Consider the following 14,478-nt stretch of genomic DNA (forward strand, 5'->3'; position numbering starts at 1 on the left):
CGCTTACTTGTGGTGGACGATCGTTGCGTCGTGATGGCTTTCCTCCAGCGCACGCTGCGTTTCTCGCGGCAAGTGATAGGACTCTTTGTCCGCCGGGAACTCGCGCTTACGCACGTCATCGGAATACGACTGAATCGCGTCGCCGATCAGAGTCCCCGCATCGCAGTAGCGGCGCACAAATTTGGCCGGGGCGTTGAACGTCATGCCGGCTAAATCGTGGAACACCAATATCTGCCCGTCGCAATCCGGTCCAGCACCAATGCCGATGGTCGGTGTCGTAACCTCGCTCGTGATGCGCGTTGCTACTTCGCGCGGAATTCCTTCGAGCACGAGTGCCGCAACTCCAGCGCCGTCCAGCGCAATTGCGTCCTGGATGAGCGCGTCGATGGCCGACATCGTCTTACCCTGAACCTTGTAGCCGCCCATCTTGTGTACCGATTGCGGCGTTAATCCAATGTGTCCAACAACGGGAATTTCGGCCTCAATGATTCGGCTGATGAGCGGCACCCGCCCGACGCCGCCTTCGATCTTTACTGCCTCCGCTCCGCCTTCCTTCACAAAGCGGACTGCGTTCTCCAATGCCGTCTCATCTCCCGTGTGGTAGGAGCCGAAAGGCATGTCGGCTACCAGGAACGCGTGTTTCACAGCACGACGGACCGCGCGCGTATGGTGCAGCATTTCATCCATCGTGACCGGCAGCGTGCTGTCATACCCAAGCACAACCTGTGCCAGCGAGTCTCCTACGAGGATGAAATCGACTCCGGCCTCATCAGCAATGCGCGCCGTGGCGTAGTCATATGCAGTGAGCGAAACAATCGGCTCGTGTTTCGATTTCTTTTCGGCGAGTGTTTGGACCGTGATTCGTTGGCGGAAATCGCCCGTGGTGATACTCATAACTCCTCCAGTGTGGCTCCGCATTTGCGGATGCCGCCTGTGCGCCGTGGCGCTGGGCCGCTTGGAACGACCGCGCTGATTTTAGTCCTCCGCGAAAGCCAGAGGCAAATGTGGAGATTCGACGTGCTCGCGCCAAATCCCCTCTTACGGACACACCATTATCAGAAAAGTACATGGGTCTTTTTCCAACCATTCACCACTTGTGCAATGGCTCTAATCTGCTGCGGTCTGAACGTTGGAACCCGCTGTTTGCAATCCGGCACTTTGGGAAATGGCGAGCGTCAGGGCGGACCAGTCGAGTTCTCCATGACCATTGGCGATGGCAGCAAGAAAACGATCGCGAATGATGCTCGCGAATGGCATGGGAACTGAAAGTTTCTCTGCCGCCTGGAGCATCAGGCGCGTGTCCTTCAACCCAAGCGGCATCTTGAAACCAGCGGGCGAAAATTTCTCTTCAATGATTCTCGGTCCGTAGTTGTTGTATGCAGGAGCGCCGAAGAGGGTGCCACTCAGTACCTGAAAGACTGCGTTGGGATCGACTCCGGCTTTGCGTGCGACTGAGAATACTTCGCCCATGCTCTCCAGCGCGCAGGTGATCATGAAATTGCCGCAGAGCTTGATCAGGTTGGCGTGTTCCGGGTGTTCGTCGATCTCGAACGTGCGCTGTCCGAGAACATCAAATAGCGGCTTGGCTTTTGCCATCGCATCTTTCGGACCTGCGGCAACGATGAACAGTTTGGCTGCTGCAGCGGCATCGGGTCGGCCGAACACTGGTGCGGCAAGGTACTGCAATCCACGGTCGCGATGCGACATCACCATGCACTCAGACAGGCCCGGACTGATGGTGCTCATCGAAATGTGCAGGCTTCCTTTTTGCATACCGGAGATGAGGCCCTGTTCTCCGGTCACCACGGATTCGACTGCGTGATCATCGGCCAGCATCGTTATTGAGACTTCACCTGCAGCTTTGGCCGGGATGTCGGCAATTTTCGCGCCATCTTTGACCAGCGCCTCGGATGCGCTGCGACTGCGGTTGTACACCGTTACTTCGTGACCGGCGCGAATGAGATTCCGCGCCATTCCCTGCCCCATGTTGCCTAGACCTAAAAATCCGACACGCATTTCGACTCTCCTATCACAGATATAAGGCTGAGATGCCTGCTAGTTGCGCGTGGTCGCAGATGCTTGCAGGCGTCTGGAGCGGAGAGCATAATTCGGCACTGCTCGTGCGAGGAGAACCGCATGAATAGCATTCAGCAGCGCAGTTTCGAAAGACAGCATGTTCGGCGAGAGAAAAGCGGGGTGGACACAATTCTGTCACTCGCAGTCGGAGCTACGTTTTTTGCTCTCTGGTTCTGGCTGCTTCCCCAATGGTTGGGATTCAGTATGCACGCTGAGCTGACGCTACCAAGCTGGCGATGGATCGCCATAGCGTTCTCAGTGCTCGGCTTCGCCGTGGCGTTGCGCTGTGTGTGGGATTTCGGACGAACGGGACACGGCACACCTGCTCCCATTGCACCGCCGAAAAGGCTGGTGGTAGTAGGCGCATATCAATATGTTCGCAATCCGATGTACGTAGGGGTCGTCACGGGGTGGGTCGGTTTGTGGGTGGTATTTGGACGAGCCAACGTTGCAGGGGTTGCAGCGGCATGTGCTGCTGTTGCCGGAATTCACCTGTTCGTTGTGTTCTACGAGGAGCCGACTTTGCGGAAGAAGTTTGGTGCCGAATATATCGAATATTGCAAATATGTCCGAAGATGGATTCCGCGCCTGACTCCATGGAGAGCGAGATGAAGGCGGTGGTGCTCACAGCGCCCGGCCGGGTGCAAGATCGTCCGCTCCGCACGATAGAGATAGCTAAGCCCGAGCCCGCTGCAGGAGAAGTGCTACTTCGAGTGCTGGCCTGTGGAGTGTGTCGCACCGATCTGCATATTGTTGAGGGAGAGCTCAGACCGCAGCGCGGGAGCCTCATTCCGGGCCATCAAATCGTGGGCGAAGTAGTTGGCGGTGCTACCAGTGAATTGTCAGCAGGCACTCGGGTTGGCGTTTCGTGGATTGGCGGCACGGACGGCCAGTGCTGGTACTGCCGCCACGACGCCGAGAATCTTTGCGATGCGCCGACCTTCACGGGATACTCAGTCAATGGAGGGTACGCGGAGTTTGCGACAGCGCGCGCCGACTTTGTGTTTCCGCTCCAGGCTGCGCTCGATGCCTTGCATGCGGCCCCACTGCTCTGCGCCGGAATTATCGGGTTTCGCAGCTTGCGTGTGGCCGGAGTGGAGCGCGGCGAGCGCGTCGGACTGTTTGGATTCGGCGCCTCGGCCCACTTGGCAATTGACGTGTTGCGGGCATGGAATTGCGACGTGTATGTGTCCACTCGCGGAGAGTCGCATCGCAAGCTCGCCGAATCGCTTGGCGCGAAGTGGGTTGGATCGGAGCGCGAGAAGCCTCCTGTGCAACTGGATCGAGCGGTGACATTCGCGCCCGCAGGCGATGTGGTTGTGTCAGCGCTGTCGTGTTTGCGAAAAGGCGGAGTGGTGGCGATCAATGCCATCCATCTCGACCGCATGCCGCAGTTCGATTACGACACGCTACTCTGGGGAGAGCGCCAGATTCGCAGCGTAGCCAACATGACGCGGGACGACGCAAGAGACTTCCTCGCGTTGGCGGCTGAGATCGGCCTGAAGCCGAAGGTTACGACGTTCTCACTCGAGGAAGCGAACGATGCACTGATTGCCGTAAAGAATGACCAGATCGATGGAGCAGCGGTAATCGTGAACTCGGGCAGCCCTATCTCTTGAACTGGCGTGCGGCCTCGAGCATGACCGTGTTTGCCTCTTCCGTCAGATTGTCGAGTGCAATTGCCGTTTCGTGGACCATGTAGATGCAGGCCGAAACGAGACTGCCCACGGAGAGGACTCCGATGGCGAGCGCCACCAGGGCCGCGATGCGTGCCGGTACTGGAAGTTCGTAATGCACCAGTACACCGCCAAGCACGGCAATGAGAGCTTCGGCTGCGAATCCACCCACGGCGGCGTAACCAAGGCGCAGGGCCTTGCCGAGCATTTGCGAGCGCTGCTTGAGAAGAGCCGCCTGCTGTTGCAGTTTCACGTAGAGCTCAGAATTTTCCGCCACGCTGGCCATCACTCCTGCAACGGTGCGCGTGCGGTCGATGACGCGCGCGATGCGGTTTCCAAGACCGAGCACCAGAACCGTGGACGAATTGGTGAGCAACGCGGGAGCGACTACCGCCGTGAGAATTGCAAATGGACTTTCCGCTGCAGCTTGCATAGTTGTTCTGATACTAGAATGCGGTTTCTGGGTTGATGAAGCAACATGTGTTTTGCTCTCCCACCTTGGCCGGGCGCAAAACGCGCACCGAAGATGGGGACCCACAAGACCAGAGAATCTTAGCACTGCTTCAGTGCAGATACGTATTGCCGGTCAGTCCCGAGGATATGCTTCTGGAGCCAGTCTCGAAGGAAGTAGAGCACGTCGATGGTGATGGCTACTGAGGATGTATTGTGCTGGGCGTAGAACTCCTGAACCTTCGCCTCGAGTTCCCGATGTTCTGCGACGTGCGCGGAAAGCCCGGCAAAGTTGACACGCTTCATCGCAACTTCCTCGGCAGCGAAATGGCTGCGAGTGTAGCGAGAGAGTTCCTGCAGAATATTGCCTACGGCGAGACGCCCACGTTTTTCGGCCATAGCATCGTTCAAATCATTCAGTAACGAGAAGAGCTTCTTGTGATCATTGTCGAAGCGCACTACGGAAACAGAGTGCTCTTCCTTCCACTCAAATAAAGCCATCAGTAGATCCTTACAGAATGTGAATATCGGGTGTTTTCAGCGCGAGCTGTCAGTGCTTATTCTAGCTGCGCGCTGTGTTTTGTCCCAGAGGCAGGAAGTATTGCGTTCCCTTGATTGGCTCACTCAGACGGCGTAATAGCATCTGCAGGTCTTCGCTACGTTCGACGAAATCGATTTCGGAGGTGTTGACCACAAGCAGGTCGCTGGCCGAGTAATGGAAGAAGAAATGTTCGTATGCCTTTACGACCTCTTCCATGTATTCATCGCTGATCTGGCGCTCGTTGGGCAAGTTTTTACGGCGAAGACGCTTGCGGAGAACATCGATAGGAGCCTGCAAATAAATGACAAGGTCGGGAGTAGGCAATTCGGAGCGAAACAGCTTGTAATACTGGTCGTAAACGGCTAACTCAGGATCGGTGAGATTGAGGTTCGCGAAGATCTTGTCCTTCTCGAAAATGTAATCGGTGATGACGACCTTCTGGGCGTTGCGCGTCTTCAGCGGGCGAAGCTGTTCATAGCGCTGAATGAGAAACGAGAACTGGGCCTGAAATGCCGCGCCGGGCTCGCCATCATAGAAAGCGGAAAGAAAGGGATTCTGCTCCGGTTCATGGACGAGCTGGGCATGCATCTGCTCGGAAAGATAACGGGAGAGAGTGCTTTTGCCGACTCGAATGGGCCCTTCTACAGCAATATACCGGGATGGTTCAAAGAGATTGGCCATGGTAGAGCTGTTCGATTCCGCTGTTCAGAAGTTCAGGTGCAGGATAGCGCGCCAACTGCGCGCTGAGCAACAGGGTTCTCGGTCCGCATGCGTCTCGAAAGACACCCGTTGCAGCTAACGACAGCTGAAGAAGGTAGAATCATTGGCGATGATTGGTTATGTAGCAGGTACGTTGGCGGCGGCTGCCGCAACCTTCGCGGGAATGCACACCATGGTGCCATGGTCGCAGCTCTATGGCGGGAACTTCAACGGGATTCAGGAAGGGCGCAAGGTCCTGGCGCTCTCCTACGATGACGGTCCGAACGATCCGTGGACGATGCGGCTGCTCGAAGTTCTGGCGAAACATCAAGTGCTGGCGACGTTCTTCATGTTAGGGAAATACGTAAAGCAGCGCCCGGACATTGTGCAGGCGGTTTCGGCCGCAGGGCACGCAATTGGGAATCACAGCTACACGCATCCGCACATGATTTTTGCGAGCGAAGCAAAGATGCGCCAGGAGTTGGAGGACACGTCGCAGGCAATTGAAGAAGTCACGGGCGAGAGGCCGTTCCTGTTCCGCCCGCCATTTGGGGGGCGCAGGCCCGGGCAGTTCAAGGTAGTCGAGGAAATGAAGATGTTTCCTGTGATGTGGCGGGTGACCTGCTTTGACTGGTCGGCCAAGTCGAAGGACCAGATTCTTGGCCATGCGCGCAGGCAGATTGCGGGCGGCGAAATCGTTCTGTTGCACGATGGCGGTCATTTGCGAATGGGAGAAGATCGCAGCCGAACGGTGCAAGCGACGGACGAACTCATCGCGGAATACAAGGATCGCGGATACCTGTTTACGACCGTTCCAGAGCTGATGCAGATGCGTCCGGGAGTGCAGATGCCGTTTGGGACACAGCCGAAGGCTTAGTGTTTTCGAAGGCAGAAGAGGCGGCCTGCGGGCCGTCTTTTTTGTTTGACCAGGATTGGTGCAGTCATCCGCGTCTTGCTCTCCCACCTTAGCCGCGCATGAAACGCGCGTCGAAGGTGGGGCACCCGGCGTCGAAGGTGGGGCACCCGCTTTTTTGTGTTCTAAGTCGATTCGGAGAGAATCCTTTTTCGCAGAGAGCGCTCTTTACTGTTAGAGGGCAAAGAATGAGCACCATGGTTTCAGTGGCGCAATTGAAAGACGAGATTGGATGCGGCAGGGCGCCGCAGATGATCGACGTGCGCACAGCTACGGAATACGCCTCGGGACACATCCCTTGCGCGGTTAGCATTCCGATGGATCAGTTTGAGTCGCGCCGCAAAGACCTGCGGCTGGATGATCAGGTGGTACTGATCTGCAAGGGCGGCACTCGGGCCAAGATCGTGGCCGGATGGTTAGGCGAACAGTCGGCAGTGCGCGTTCTGGAGGGTGGCACAGACGCGTGGATTGCGAGTGGAAACGAAGTTGTGGCCTCGGTTCGGACACGGTGGTCACTTGAACGGCAGGTGCGATTGGGAGCCGGGTTATTGGTTCTGCTTGGAACCGGGCTGGCTATCTCTGGAGTCCATGCCGGGATCTGGCTGGCGATGTTTGTGGGCGCGGGGCTGACGTTTGCCGGGGCAACCGACATCTGCATGATGGGAATTTTGTTGGCCAAAATGCCCTGGAACCGAACGAAGCTGGTTTCCGGAACAGGAAATGAAGTGAAGGCTGCTGCGTCTTGTTGCAGATAGGCTCGGCGGAAAGCGGTTTCTGGTCCACAATCGGAGGGTATGGATTTTGAAGGGCTGACGAACGAACACAAGGACGCCGTCTATCGCCAGATGCTGCGCGTTTGCGGCAACCAGGCAGACGCCGAAGACGTGCTGATGGAAGCTCTACTGAAGGCGTATCGCAGCTTGGAGCAACTGCGAGAGGCGAGCGCGTTCCGAGCATGGCTGAGCCAGATTGCGCGCCGGTTGTGCTGGCAGCTGAGGGAGCGCGAAGCAATGGCGCCGCTGCTGCAGCTTTCGGAGATGGAGGACGGCGGCACGGAGCTTGCGTCGAAGCTTGAGCCTCCGGACGTTGAGTTGGCGAGGCGGGAGATCAAGGAAATTCTATGGCAGGCGATTGGAGAACTGCCGGAGGAAGCACGCGAGGTTTACATCCTGCGCGAGATCGAGGAGATGAGTGGCGAAGATGTTGCGCGGACATTACGAATTTCGCTGGCGGCGATGAAAAGCCGTCTGCACCGGGCGCGCCAGGCCCTCAGAGAGCGGCTGGATGAACTGCTGATGGCTAGTGCAGGGCGGCAATAGATTTAGGAGGAGAGAGGACGATGCTGGAAGTTACGGTAGATCATCTGGGTTCGGTACAGTTTGAGATCAAAACACGCGGACACTCCGTGATCAGCGATCAACCGGCAGAGAATGGCGGCTTCGACGAGGGCATGACGCCTCCGGAGTTGTTGCTGGCATCGCTCGGATCGTGCGCGGGATTCTATGCGGCGGATTATCTGAAGCGGAATAAGCTCGCAACTGAAGGCACGAAGGTTCGGGTGACGGCCGACAAGGCGAAAAACCCTGCGCGGTTGGACAATTTCAAAATTGAAGTAGAAGTTCCACTAGGACTGAGTGAGGAGCAGGTGAAAGGCGTGACGGACGCTGTTCATCGCTGCTTGATTCACAACACGCTGACGCATCCTCCGGCCATTGCGCTGGAGATCAAAACGGCTGTCGCGAGCTAGGTCTGTGCCCAGGGTTGTGGGGTATGGGGGTTTTGCTTTCGAACCCTTAGCCGCGCAGCGTTTGCTTCCCACCTTAGCCGCGCACAAGACGCGCGCCGAAGGTGGGGCACCCGGCACCTGTTCTGTTTGTTCTCAACTGGCAGACAAAGCAATGCTGAAACTGCTCTGAAAGTCAAAGGCTGCCCGAGAGCAGCCTTTGCGGTTACTTTCCGGCTCGCGTTTCCTGCAAGCGGCGGGATTTCTCTTCGACACCGCGTGCGAGCTTTTCTTTGTAGGCGAGGAGCTTTTTGGCCAATACAGGGTCGCTGGTGGCGAGGATCTGGGTTGCGAGGATTCCGGCATTGGTCGCGCCCGGCTTGCCGATGGCAACGGTGGCCACGGGAATTCCGGCAGGCATCTGCACCATTGCGAGCAGCGCATCGAGTCCGGCCAACGATGTTGCAGCGATGGGGACGGCTATAACGGGCAAGGTGGTTTCGGCGGCAATGACTCCGGCCAGATGAGCAGCACCACCGGCCCCGGCGACGATGACGCGAACTCCGCGACCGGCAGCATTACGACTGAATTCGCTGGTGCGGGCCGGGGAGCGGTGCGCGGAACAGATATCGATTTCGTACGGCACTTCAAAAAGGTCGAGCGCCTTGGCGGTCTCATTCATGATTTCGAGATCGCTGTCACTTCCCATGATGATGGAAACTAGCGGCTTTCTATCCATGTTCTCCGTATTTCTCTTTCCTTACTCCTGAACAGATGCGGCCAGCGCGGCGAAGGATTTAACGCTTCAAACGCCGATGGGCTATGTCGCTGCGATACTGCATGCCATCAAAGCTGATGCAGCGCACGCCTTCATAGGCGCGAGCCACTGCAGCTTCCAGCGATGCGCCGCGGGCGGTGACGCCGAGTACGCGACCTCCAGCGGCGGTGAACTGTCCATCGGTCGATCCGGTTCCTGCATGGAAAACTTTCACCCCGTCCAGTGCTCCGGCGCGCTCAAGGCCGGAGATGACTGCGCCCTTCTGAACCGTGCCTGGGTATCCGGCAGCAGCCATCACCACGCAAACACTTGGATCGGTGGACCAGCGGAACACACCGTCGCTGATGCGGCCTTCAATGCTCGCCTCAAAGGCTTCGAGCAGGTCACTATCAAGGCGCATCAGGATGGGCTGAGTTTCGGGATCGCCGAATCGGCAATTGAACTCGAGGACTTGGGGGCCTTTCGCGGTCATCATGAGGCCGCAATATAGGATTCCAGTGTAGGGATTGTCCTCGGCGGCCATTCCTTCGATGACCGGTTGAGCGATGTGGCGCAGCAACCAGGTACGCATGTTGTCATCGATCAGGCCGGGCATCGAATAGGCTCCCATGCCTCCGGTGTTCGGGCCGGTATCGCCGTCTCCGATGCGCTTGTGATCCTGTGCAGCAACGAGCGGAGCAACGCGTTCGCCGTCGCTCATTACAAGGAAGCTGATCTCCTCGCCTTCGAGGAACTCCTCGAACAAGACATGGTGACCTGCTGCGCCGAGCGAGCCCTGCAACATGGCGGTTGCGACCTGCGCTGCTTCTTCCTTGGTGTTGGCGATGACCACGCCTTTGCCCGCGGCCAACCCATCGGCTTTCACAACGATAGGAGCACTGAAATTAGCCAGTGCGCTCTTGATCTCCGAGGCTGAGTGAACCTGGACATAAAGCGGGGTCGGAATGCGATGGCGCGTCATGAACGCCTTGGAGAAACTCTTGCTCGATTCCAGCCTTGCCGCAGCCTGAGTGGGGCCAAATACGGGAATGCCGCGACGGCGCAGTTCATCAACCGTGCCCAGCATGAGCGGAACTTCGGGACCGACCACGACGAGATCAGGGCTGGCCTTGATGGCCGCCTCAATGATGGAATCCAACCGCGTCAGGTCGCAAGGAATGCATGTCGCATCCAGAGCTATCCCGGCGTTTCCGGGAGCGCAGAACACCTGTTCAACACGAGGCGACTGCTTGAGCTTCCATACGAGCGCGTGTTCGCGGCCACCGCCGCCAAAAACGAGAACTTTCATGACCTCTCCAACCCGAAAGGTTATGAGTTTTCAGGAGGATAAGTCAATCGCGAGCGCGAGCTTTCAGAATTTGCATACAAAATTGGCGCTGCCGTGTAGGGGAAGCAAGCGAAGGCCGAAGCAGCGGTTGAAACCTGCGCAGCGATGATCCATTCTGTTACGCTGAGTGGATTCGAGTTCGGTTGTGCATCACACAATGTAGACCGGGTCCCATGAAATTCAAACGATGAGCAGCGAAGGACAGCATTGGCGGGCAGAAACTGTGGCAACGGCTTTGCCGGAAGTGCGCACACGCATTCCTCTGCCCGACTCTGGGATACTCCGGAAACTGCTGGCCTTCGCCGGGCCTGGATTCCTGGTCGCTGTCGGCTATATGGATCCGGGCAACTGGGCGACCGATCTCGCCGCTGGATCGCGCTATAACTACAGTCTGCTCTACGTCATAGTTCTTTCGAACCTGATGGCGATCCTGCTCCAGAGCCTTTCGCTGAAGCTGGGCATTGTAAGTGGACGAGATCTGGCACAGGCCTGTCGCGAGCGGTTCGGTCCGAAAGCAGCGTTTGGACTTTGGCTTCTGGCCGAGGTGGCGATTGCGGCGTGCGATCTGGCCGAAGTGATTGGTTCGGCGATTGCGCTGCAATTGTTGTTTCACATTCCGCTGGTCATCGGCGTGGTGATCACGGGGTTCGATGTGTTGCTGCTGTTGCTTTTGGAAAATCGCGGCTTTCGGTACATCGAAGCAATTGTTGTGACACTGACGGCGACCATCGGGGTCTGTTTCGGGCTGGAAGTCCTGTTTTCGCGACCGGAATTTGGGATGGTGCTGAGAGGCATGTTCGTGCCTGACAAGGTCATCCTGCACGATCCGATGATGCTGTACATTGCGATCGGGATTCTGGGCGCGACGGTGATGCCGCACAACTTGTATCTGCACTCGGCCATTGTGCAGACCCGCGACTACGCCCGCACTCCTGAAGGGCGCCGCGAAGCCCTACGCTACTGCAACATAGATTCGGCTGTGGCGCTGACCATCGCTCTGTTTGTGAATGCCGCGATTCTCGTCGTAGCTGCAGCTACGTTTTACCGCGCAGGACAGCACCAGGTGGCCGAGATTCAGGACGCGTACAAGCTGATGTCAGGCTTGCTGGGCGTGACCGGCGCGAGCGGAATCTTTGCCTTGGCGCTGCTGGCGAGCGGTCAAAACTCGACATTGACCGGGACACTGGCCGGACAGATCGTGATGGAAGGATTTATCAATCTGCGTACAAGGCCCTGGGTGCGCCGGTTGATCACGCGCTTGGTCGCTATTGTGCCAGCCGTTGTCGTTACGGCCGTTGCAGGCGAAGGAGGCACGGCGCGATTGCTGGTGTTCAGCCAAGTAGTGCTGAGCATGCAGTTGAGCTTTGCCGTGGTGCCGCTGGTGATGTTCACGAGCGATCGCAAGCTGATGGGCGAATTTGTGAACCCCACGTGGCTGAAGATGCTGGCATGGTTTGTGGCGGCATTGATTGCCGGACTGAATTTGTGGCTTTTAGTTCAAGCATTTCGATAGGCGAACGGAACCTTCACGCGGCCGCTTTCGTAACTTGGTGCATGCGTCGGCTTCCGACCGCATTCGTGTGGCGAAGTTCGTATATCAGCCCAGAGCCGACCAGTTTTCATCGAGGACGCTATGACGAGCGGAAAAGCACTGGCAGTCTGCGTTGTAACAGCCTGGGCCGTACTAGGGACCACAAGCTGCATCAGCAAACATGAGAGCGGGGAGAACAAGAGCGTAAGCATAAACGCGCCCGGCGCGAGCATTCATGTAGACAAGGGAGCGATGGCAAGCGACTCGGGATTGCCAGTCTATGCCGGGGCAAAAGAAATGCCCGGCACAATGGGCGACCGGAGTCGAAAACGGGTTGATGTGACCGCCCCGTTTGTGAAATTGAAGGTCGTGAAATTGAAGTACACTTCCGAGGACGCGCCCGAGAAGATACTCGCCTACTATCGACAAAAGATGGGCATGTATGGACAGGTTCTGGAGTGCAAGGGCTCGAACGCAGAGGTTATCGCTCCTGGCGGGAAGAGTTTGAGCAGCCCTGTAACTTGCAAACAGGAAGGCGCACCCGGAGGAACAACGCTTAAGGTCGGCACCGAGGGCAGTCAGCACCTTGTAAGGGTGAGGCAAAGCGGAAATGGCACCGAGTTTGAGTTGGTGTTGATACAACTGGGCGATGATAACAATGCCCGAACTGAGCCGTCTTAGTTCACAAGAGATATCTAGGATTCTATGAGAACAAGTCTTACGGGATTGTGCCTGATTCTCGTCAGCGGGAGTCTGTTGATCTCCGGCTGCAGAGTGCGTCATGAAGGTCACGACAAAGACGAGAAAGTGAGCATCGAAGCGCCCGGAGCGAGCGTGCACGTGGATACGACTGCCGCCGCAAACGATTCCGGGCTACCGGTGTATCCCGGTTCGCGGGAGAAACACAGCACGGGTGACGATAAGAATCGCGCTCACGTGAATGTGAACACTCCATTCATGCAGGTGAAAGTAGTGACTGCGAAATACACGACCGATGACGCTCCGGAAAAGGTTGTGGCGTTTTATCGCGGCAAGCTGGCTAGCTACGGAACTGTGGTGGAGTGCAAAGGCCGGGGTGATGAAGTGCAACTCGGGCACGGCAAGAGCCTTGGCGATCCGGTGAAGTGTGGCAAAGACCAGAGAGACACGAATGAGATTAGCCTGAAGGTCGGAACCGAAGGCAATCAGCATCAGATTTCAGTAAAACCGAACGGAAAAGGCAGCGAGTTTGAATTGCTGTACCTGCATCTTGGCAACAGCAAGGACGACGACAGCTACGCCGGCAAACAACCGTCGTAGGACACGCGTGGGCAGAGGAGCGAACCGATGCCAGGTCTTAGCACGATTTGCGTAAGGCCCTCGGGGCTGTTAGGTTTTTTAGGTGGAGCACATGTGTAGCCAATGCGGGGCCGAGGTAGAAAGTGGACGTCCGTTCTGCCCGAAGTGTGGCGCCCCCCAAATCAAGGTACCAGTTCGCCCTCCGACGGCCCCGGTGACGGAACCCTTGCCGCCCGGAACTCCTGAGGATCTTCAGCCTCCGGCCGAACCCATTGCCGACCCAGGGAAGTCAACCGGCGCTCCAGCGCAGCGAATCCTGCAAACCCCATCTCCGAACAAACTGAATGGACGCGCTGCATTTCGATCAGCGCTGATTGCGGGCGTGATCGCTGCGGTCGGGACTTCGATTCCAGTCGTTCCGCTTGCGATGTTGTGCATGTTTGCCGCGGGTGGACTGGCGGTTACGTTTTATCGCCGCCGTGCCGGGCTGCGACCCGTTCGACCGTGGATGGGCGCAAAAATCGGATTGCTAGCTGGCGGACTGGGGTTCAGCTTGCGAGCACTGCCGAACTTGGTGGTTCTTTTTTCCGCTACCGCGCGGTCAGCAATGCGTACCTTGCTGCTGGATAAATTGCGCGAAACCGCCGCGAATGCTCCTGATCCCGAAGTGGCGCGTTCAATGCAGCAATTCAGCGGCTACATCAGCACGGATCGAGGTCTGATTGCGGTGATTGTGCTGCTGGTGGTGGTTGCAGCAGTGTTCTTCCTGATGTTCAGTGCCTTAGGTGGCGCGGTTGGGGCGTTTCTTTTTGGTCGCGAAGGAGCACCGAAAGAGCAAGCCTAGCCGAGGTTCCTTGCCGCCCGCTCACACGCTCGCGTATCATTTAGGCAGCTATGAACGTCATCTCTCGGCCTCCTAATCTCCGCGAAAAGGGGCAGATCATGTCTGCCTCCGAAATCGAGCGCACCCTCGTTCGCCTGGCGCATGAAATTGTTGAGAAGCACAACGGCATTAAGACACTTGGACTGGTCGGCATTCGCCGCCGGGGTATTCCAATTGCCGAGCGCCTGGGTAGGCACATTGAGCGCATCGAAAAAGCTCCCGTGCCGGTGGGCACGCTGGACATTACTCTGTATCGTGACGACCTTTCCACCGTGGGGCCGAAACCGGTCGTAGAACCGCGCAAGATCGGATTCAACATCACAGGCATGGACATTGTGCTCTGCGACGACGTGCTCTACACGGGCCGCACAGTAAGAGCCGCTCTGGATGCATTGTTTGATCAGGGGCGTCCTCGCAGCGTGAAGCTATTGACGCTGATCGACCGCGGACATCGCGAACTGCCGATCGAAGCCAGCTTCGTGGGACGCCGCGTGCAGACCTCAGACCTGGAAATTATTGAAGTGAAACTGAACGAGACGGACCAGATGGAAAAGGTACTGCTCGTCGAGCGCGTGCCGGAAACTGAAGGCTAAGCGAAGGTTC

General features: G+C 57.3%; 18 protein-coding genes. 11 read left to right on the plus strand and 7 right to left on the minus strand.

The genetic code is table 11. The annotated features are described in order from the left end of the window. Positions 1–3: 3 nt before the first annotated feature. Both panB and AC6IZD_RS17905 read right to left on the minus strand, forming a co-directional pair. Positions 4–894 (minus strand): 3-methyl-2-oxobutanoate hydroxymethyltransferase, encoded by an 891-nt coding sequence (gene panB / locus AC6IZD_RS17900; protein WP_497784931.1) that lies wholly within the window; start codon positions 892–894, stop codon positions 4–6. 213 nt (positions 895–1,107) lie between these two features. Then, positions 1,108–2,016, minus strand: a complete 909-nt coding sequence (locus AC6IZD_RS17905) for an NAD(P)-dependent oxidoreductase (protein WP_497784932.1) — start codon at positions 2,014–2,016, stop codon at positions 1,108–1,110. A 120-nt stretch (positions 2,017–2,136) separates the two neighbouring features. Here AC6IZD_RS17905 and AC6IZD_RS17910 point away from each other — a divergent pair, with 120 nt between their 5' ends. Next, a complete protein-coding gene (locus AC6IZD_RS17910; RefSeq protein ID WP_497784933.1) occupies positions 2,137–2,688 on the plus strand; it encodes a methyltransferase family protein in 552 nt (183 codons plus the stop codon). Continuing rightward, the gene (locus AC6IZD_RS17915) at positions 2,652–3,695 is read left to right on the plus strand and encodes a zinc-dependent alcohol dehydrogenase family protein (RefSeq protein WP_497784934.1); all 1,044 of its coding nucleotides are present in this window, start codon (positions 2,652–2,654) and stop codon (positions 3,693–3,695) included. The genes AC6IZD_RS17910 and AC6IZD_RS17915 overlap by 37 nt, the downstream gene beginning before the upstream one ends. On the opposite strand, the gene AC6IZD_RS17920 is transcribed toward AC6IZD_RS17915, so the two are convergent. The 3 genes from AC6IZD_RS17920 to AC6IZD_RS17930 all read right to left on the minus strand — a co-directional run bounded on the left by AC6IZD_RS17920 (position 3,685) and on the right by AC6IZD_RS17930 (position 5,424). Then, the gene (locus AC6IZD_RS17920) at positions 3,685–4,185 is read right to left on the minus strand and encodes a DUF2721 domain-containing protein (protein ID WP_497784935.1); all 501 of its coding nucleotides are present in this window, start codon (positions 4,183–4,185) and stop codon (positions 3,685–3,687) included. The genes AC6IZD_RS17915 and AC6IZD_RS17920 overlap by 11 nt on opposite strands. A gap of 119 nt (positions 4,186–4,304) precedes the next feature. After that, positions 4,305–4,703, minus strand: a complete 399-nt coding sequence (locus AC6IZD_RS17925; RefSeq protein ID WP_497784936.1) for a bacteriohemerythrin — start codon at positions 4,701–4,703, stop codon at positions 4,305–4,307. A gap of 61 nt (positions 4,704–4,764) precedes the next feature. Then, positions 4,765–5,424: a deoxynucleoside kinase gene (locus tag AC6IZD_RS17930; protein ID WP_497784937.1), complete on the minus strand. Its 660-nt coding sequence runs from the start codon at positions 5,422–5,424 to the stop codon at positions 4,765–4,767. Positions 5,425–5,572: 148 nt separating this feature from the next. Between AC6IZD_RS17930 and AC6IZD_RS17935 the strand changes: the two genes are divergently transcribed. From AC6IZD_RS17935 to AC6IZD_RS17950, 4 genes are all read left to right on the plus strand, one after another. Further along, positions 5,573–6,319, plus strand: a complete 747-nt coding sequence (locus tag AC6IZD_RS17935) for a polysaccharide deacetylase family protein (RefSeq protein ID WP_497784938.1) — start codon at positions 5,573–5,575, stop codon at positions 6,317–6,319. Positions 6,320–6,543: 224 nt separating this feature from the next. Further along, positions 6,544–7,110 (plus strand): rhodanese-like domain-containing protein, encoded by a 567-nt coding sequence (locus tag AC6IZD_RS17940; RefSeq protein WP_497784939.1) that lies wholly within the window; start codon positions 6,544–6,546, stop codon positions 7,108–7,110. 39 nt (positions 7,111–7,149) lie between these two features. Next, complete coding sequence (locus tag AC6IZD_RS17945; RefSeq protein ID WP_497784940.1) at positions 7,150–7,674, plus strand: RNA polymerase sigma factor; 525 nt, start codon at positions 7,150–7,152, stop codon at positions 7,672–7,674. A 20-nt stretch (positions 7,675–7,694) separates the two neighbouring features. Further along, on the plus strand, positions 7,695–8,102 hold the full coding sequence (locus tag AC6IZD_RS17950; protein WP_497784941.1) for an OsmC family protein: 408 nt from the start codon (positions 7,695–7,697) through the stop codon (positions 8,100–8,102). A gap of 202 nt (positions 8,103–8,304) precedes the next feature. On the opposite strand, the gene purE is transcribed toward AC6IZD_RS17950, so the two are convergent. Beyond that, positions 8,305–8,817, minus strand: a complete 513-nt coding sequence (purE, locus tag AC6IZD_RS17955) for a 5-(carboxyamino)imidazole ribonucleotide mutase (protein ID WP_497784942.1) — start codon at positions 8,815–8,817, stop codon at positions 8,305–8,307. Positions 8,818–8,875: 58 nt separating this feature from the next. Next, a complete protein-coding gene (purD, locus tag AC6IZD_RS17960; RefSeq protein WP_497784943.1) occupies positions 8,876–10,144 on the minus strand; it encodes a phosphoribosylamine--glycine ligase in 1,269 nt (422 codons plus the stop codon). Positions 10,145–10,370: 226 nt separating this feature from the next. On the opposite strand from purD, the gene AC6IZD_RS17965 reads away from it, so the two are divergent. From AC6IZD_RS17965 to pyrR, 5 genes are all read left to right on the plus strand, one after another. Continuing rightward, entirely contained in the window at positions 10,371–11,696 is a 1,326-nt protein-coding gene (locus tag AC6IZD_RS17965) for an Nramp family divalent metal transporter (protein WP_497784944.1), read from the plus strand. 120 nt (positions 11,697–11,816) lie between these two features. Beyond that, entirely contained in the window at positions 11,817–12,395 is a 579-nt protein-coding gene (locus tag AC6IZD_RS17970; RefSeq protein WP_497784945.1) for a hypothetical protein, read from the plus strand. A gap of 24 nt (positions 12,396–12,419) precedes the next feature. Beyond that, entirely contained in the window at positions 12,420–13,013 is a 594-nt protein-coding gene (locus tag AC6IZD_RS17975; protein WP_497784946.1) for a hypothetical protein, read from the plus strand. Between the two features lie 91 nt (positions 13,014–13,104). Next, positions 13,105–13,836 (plus strand): zinc ribbon domain-containing protein, encoded by a 732-nt coding sequence (locus tag AC6IZD_RS17980; protein WP_497784948.1) that lies wholly within the window; start codon positions 13,105–13,107, stop codon positions 13,834–13,836. A 50-nt stretch (positions 13,837–13,886) separates the two neighbouring features. Continuing rightward, complete coding sequence (gene pyrR / locus AC6IZD_RS17985; protein ID WP_497784950.1) at positions 13,887–14,468, plus strand: bifunctional pyr operon transcriptional regulator/uracil phosphoribosyltransferase PyrR; 582 nt, start codon at positions 13,887–13,889, stop codon at positions 14,466–14,468. Positions 14,469–14,478: the final 10 nt, after the last annotated feature.

The sequence above is a fragment of the Koromonas humicola genome (genome assembly GCF_059726255.1).

Coding starts and splice junctions, on each gene's coding strand:
- panB (WP_497784931.1), bottom strand. CDS start 894: ATGAGTATCACCACGGGCGATTTCCGCCAACGAATCACGGTCCAAACA.
- AC6IZD_RS17905 (WP_497784932.1), bottom strand. CDS start 2,016: ATGCGTGTCGGATTTTTAGGTCTAGGCAACATGGGGCAGGGAATGGCG.
- AC6IZD_RS17910 (WP_497784933.1), top strand. CDS start 2,137: ATGAATAGCATTCAGCAGCGCAGTTTCGAAAGACAGCATGTTCGGCGA.
- AC6IZD_RS17915 (WP_497784934.1), top strand. CDS start 2,652: ATGGATTCCGCGCCTGACTCCATGGAGAGCGAGATGAAGGCGGTGGTG.
- AC6IZD_RS17920 (WP_497784935.1), bottom strand. CDS start 4,185: ATGCAAGCTGCAGCGGAAAGTCCATTTGCAATTCTCACGGCGGTAGTC.
- AC6IZD_RS17925 (WP_497784936.1), bottom strand. CDS start 4,703: ATGGCTTTATTTGAGTGGAAGGAAGAGCACTCTGTTTCCGTAGTGCGC.
- AC6IZD_RS17930 (WP_497784937.1), bottom strand. CDS start 5,424: ATGGCCAATCTCTTTGAACCATCCCGGTATATTGCTGTAGAAGGGCCC.
- AC6IZD_RS17935 (WP_497784938.1), top strand. CDS start 5,573: ATGATTGGTTATGTAGCAGGTACGTTGGCGGCGGCTGCCGCAACCTTC.
- AC6IZD_RS17940 (WP_497784939.1), top strand. CDS start 6,544: ATGAGCACCATGGTTTCAGTGGCGCAATTGAAAGACGAGATTGGATGC.
- AC6IZD_RS17945 (WP_497784940.1), top strand. CDS start 7,150: ATGGATTTTGAAGGGCTGACGAACGAACACAAGGACGCCGTCTATCGC.
- AC6IZD_RS17950 (WP_497784941.1), top strand. CDS start 7,695: ATGCTGGAAGTTACGGTAGATCATCTGGGTTCGGTACAGTTTGAGATC.
- purE (WP_497784942.1), bottom strand. CDS start 8,817: ATGGATAGAAAGCCGCTAGTTTCCATCATCATGGGAAGTGACAGCGAT.
- purD (WP_497784943.1), bottom strand. CDS start 10,144: ATGAAAGTTCTCGTTTTTGGCGGCGGTGGCCGCGAACACGCGCTCGTA.
- AC6IZD_RS17965 (WP_497784944.1), top strand. CDS start 10,371: ATGAGCAGCGAAGGACAGCATTGGCGGGCAGAAACTGTGGCAACGGCT.
- AC6IZD_RS17970 (WP_497784945.1), top strand. CDS start 11,817: ATGACGAGCGGAAAAGCACTGGCAGTCTGCGTTGTAACAGCCTGGGCC.
- AC6IZD_RS17975 (WP_497784946.1), top strand. CDS start 12,420: ATGAGAACAAGTCTTACGGGATTGTGCCTGATTCTCGTCAGCGGGAGT.
- AC6IZD_RS17980 (WP_497784948.1), top strand. CDS start 13,105: ATGTGTAGCCAATGCGGGGCCGAGGTAGAAAGTGGACGTCCGTTCTGC.
- pyrR (WP_497784950.1), top strand. CDS start 13,887: ATGAACGTCATCTCTCGGCCTCCTAATCTCCGCGAAAAGGGGCAGATC.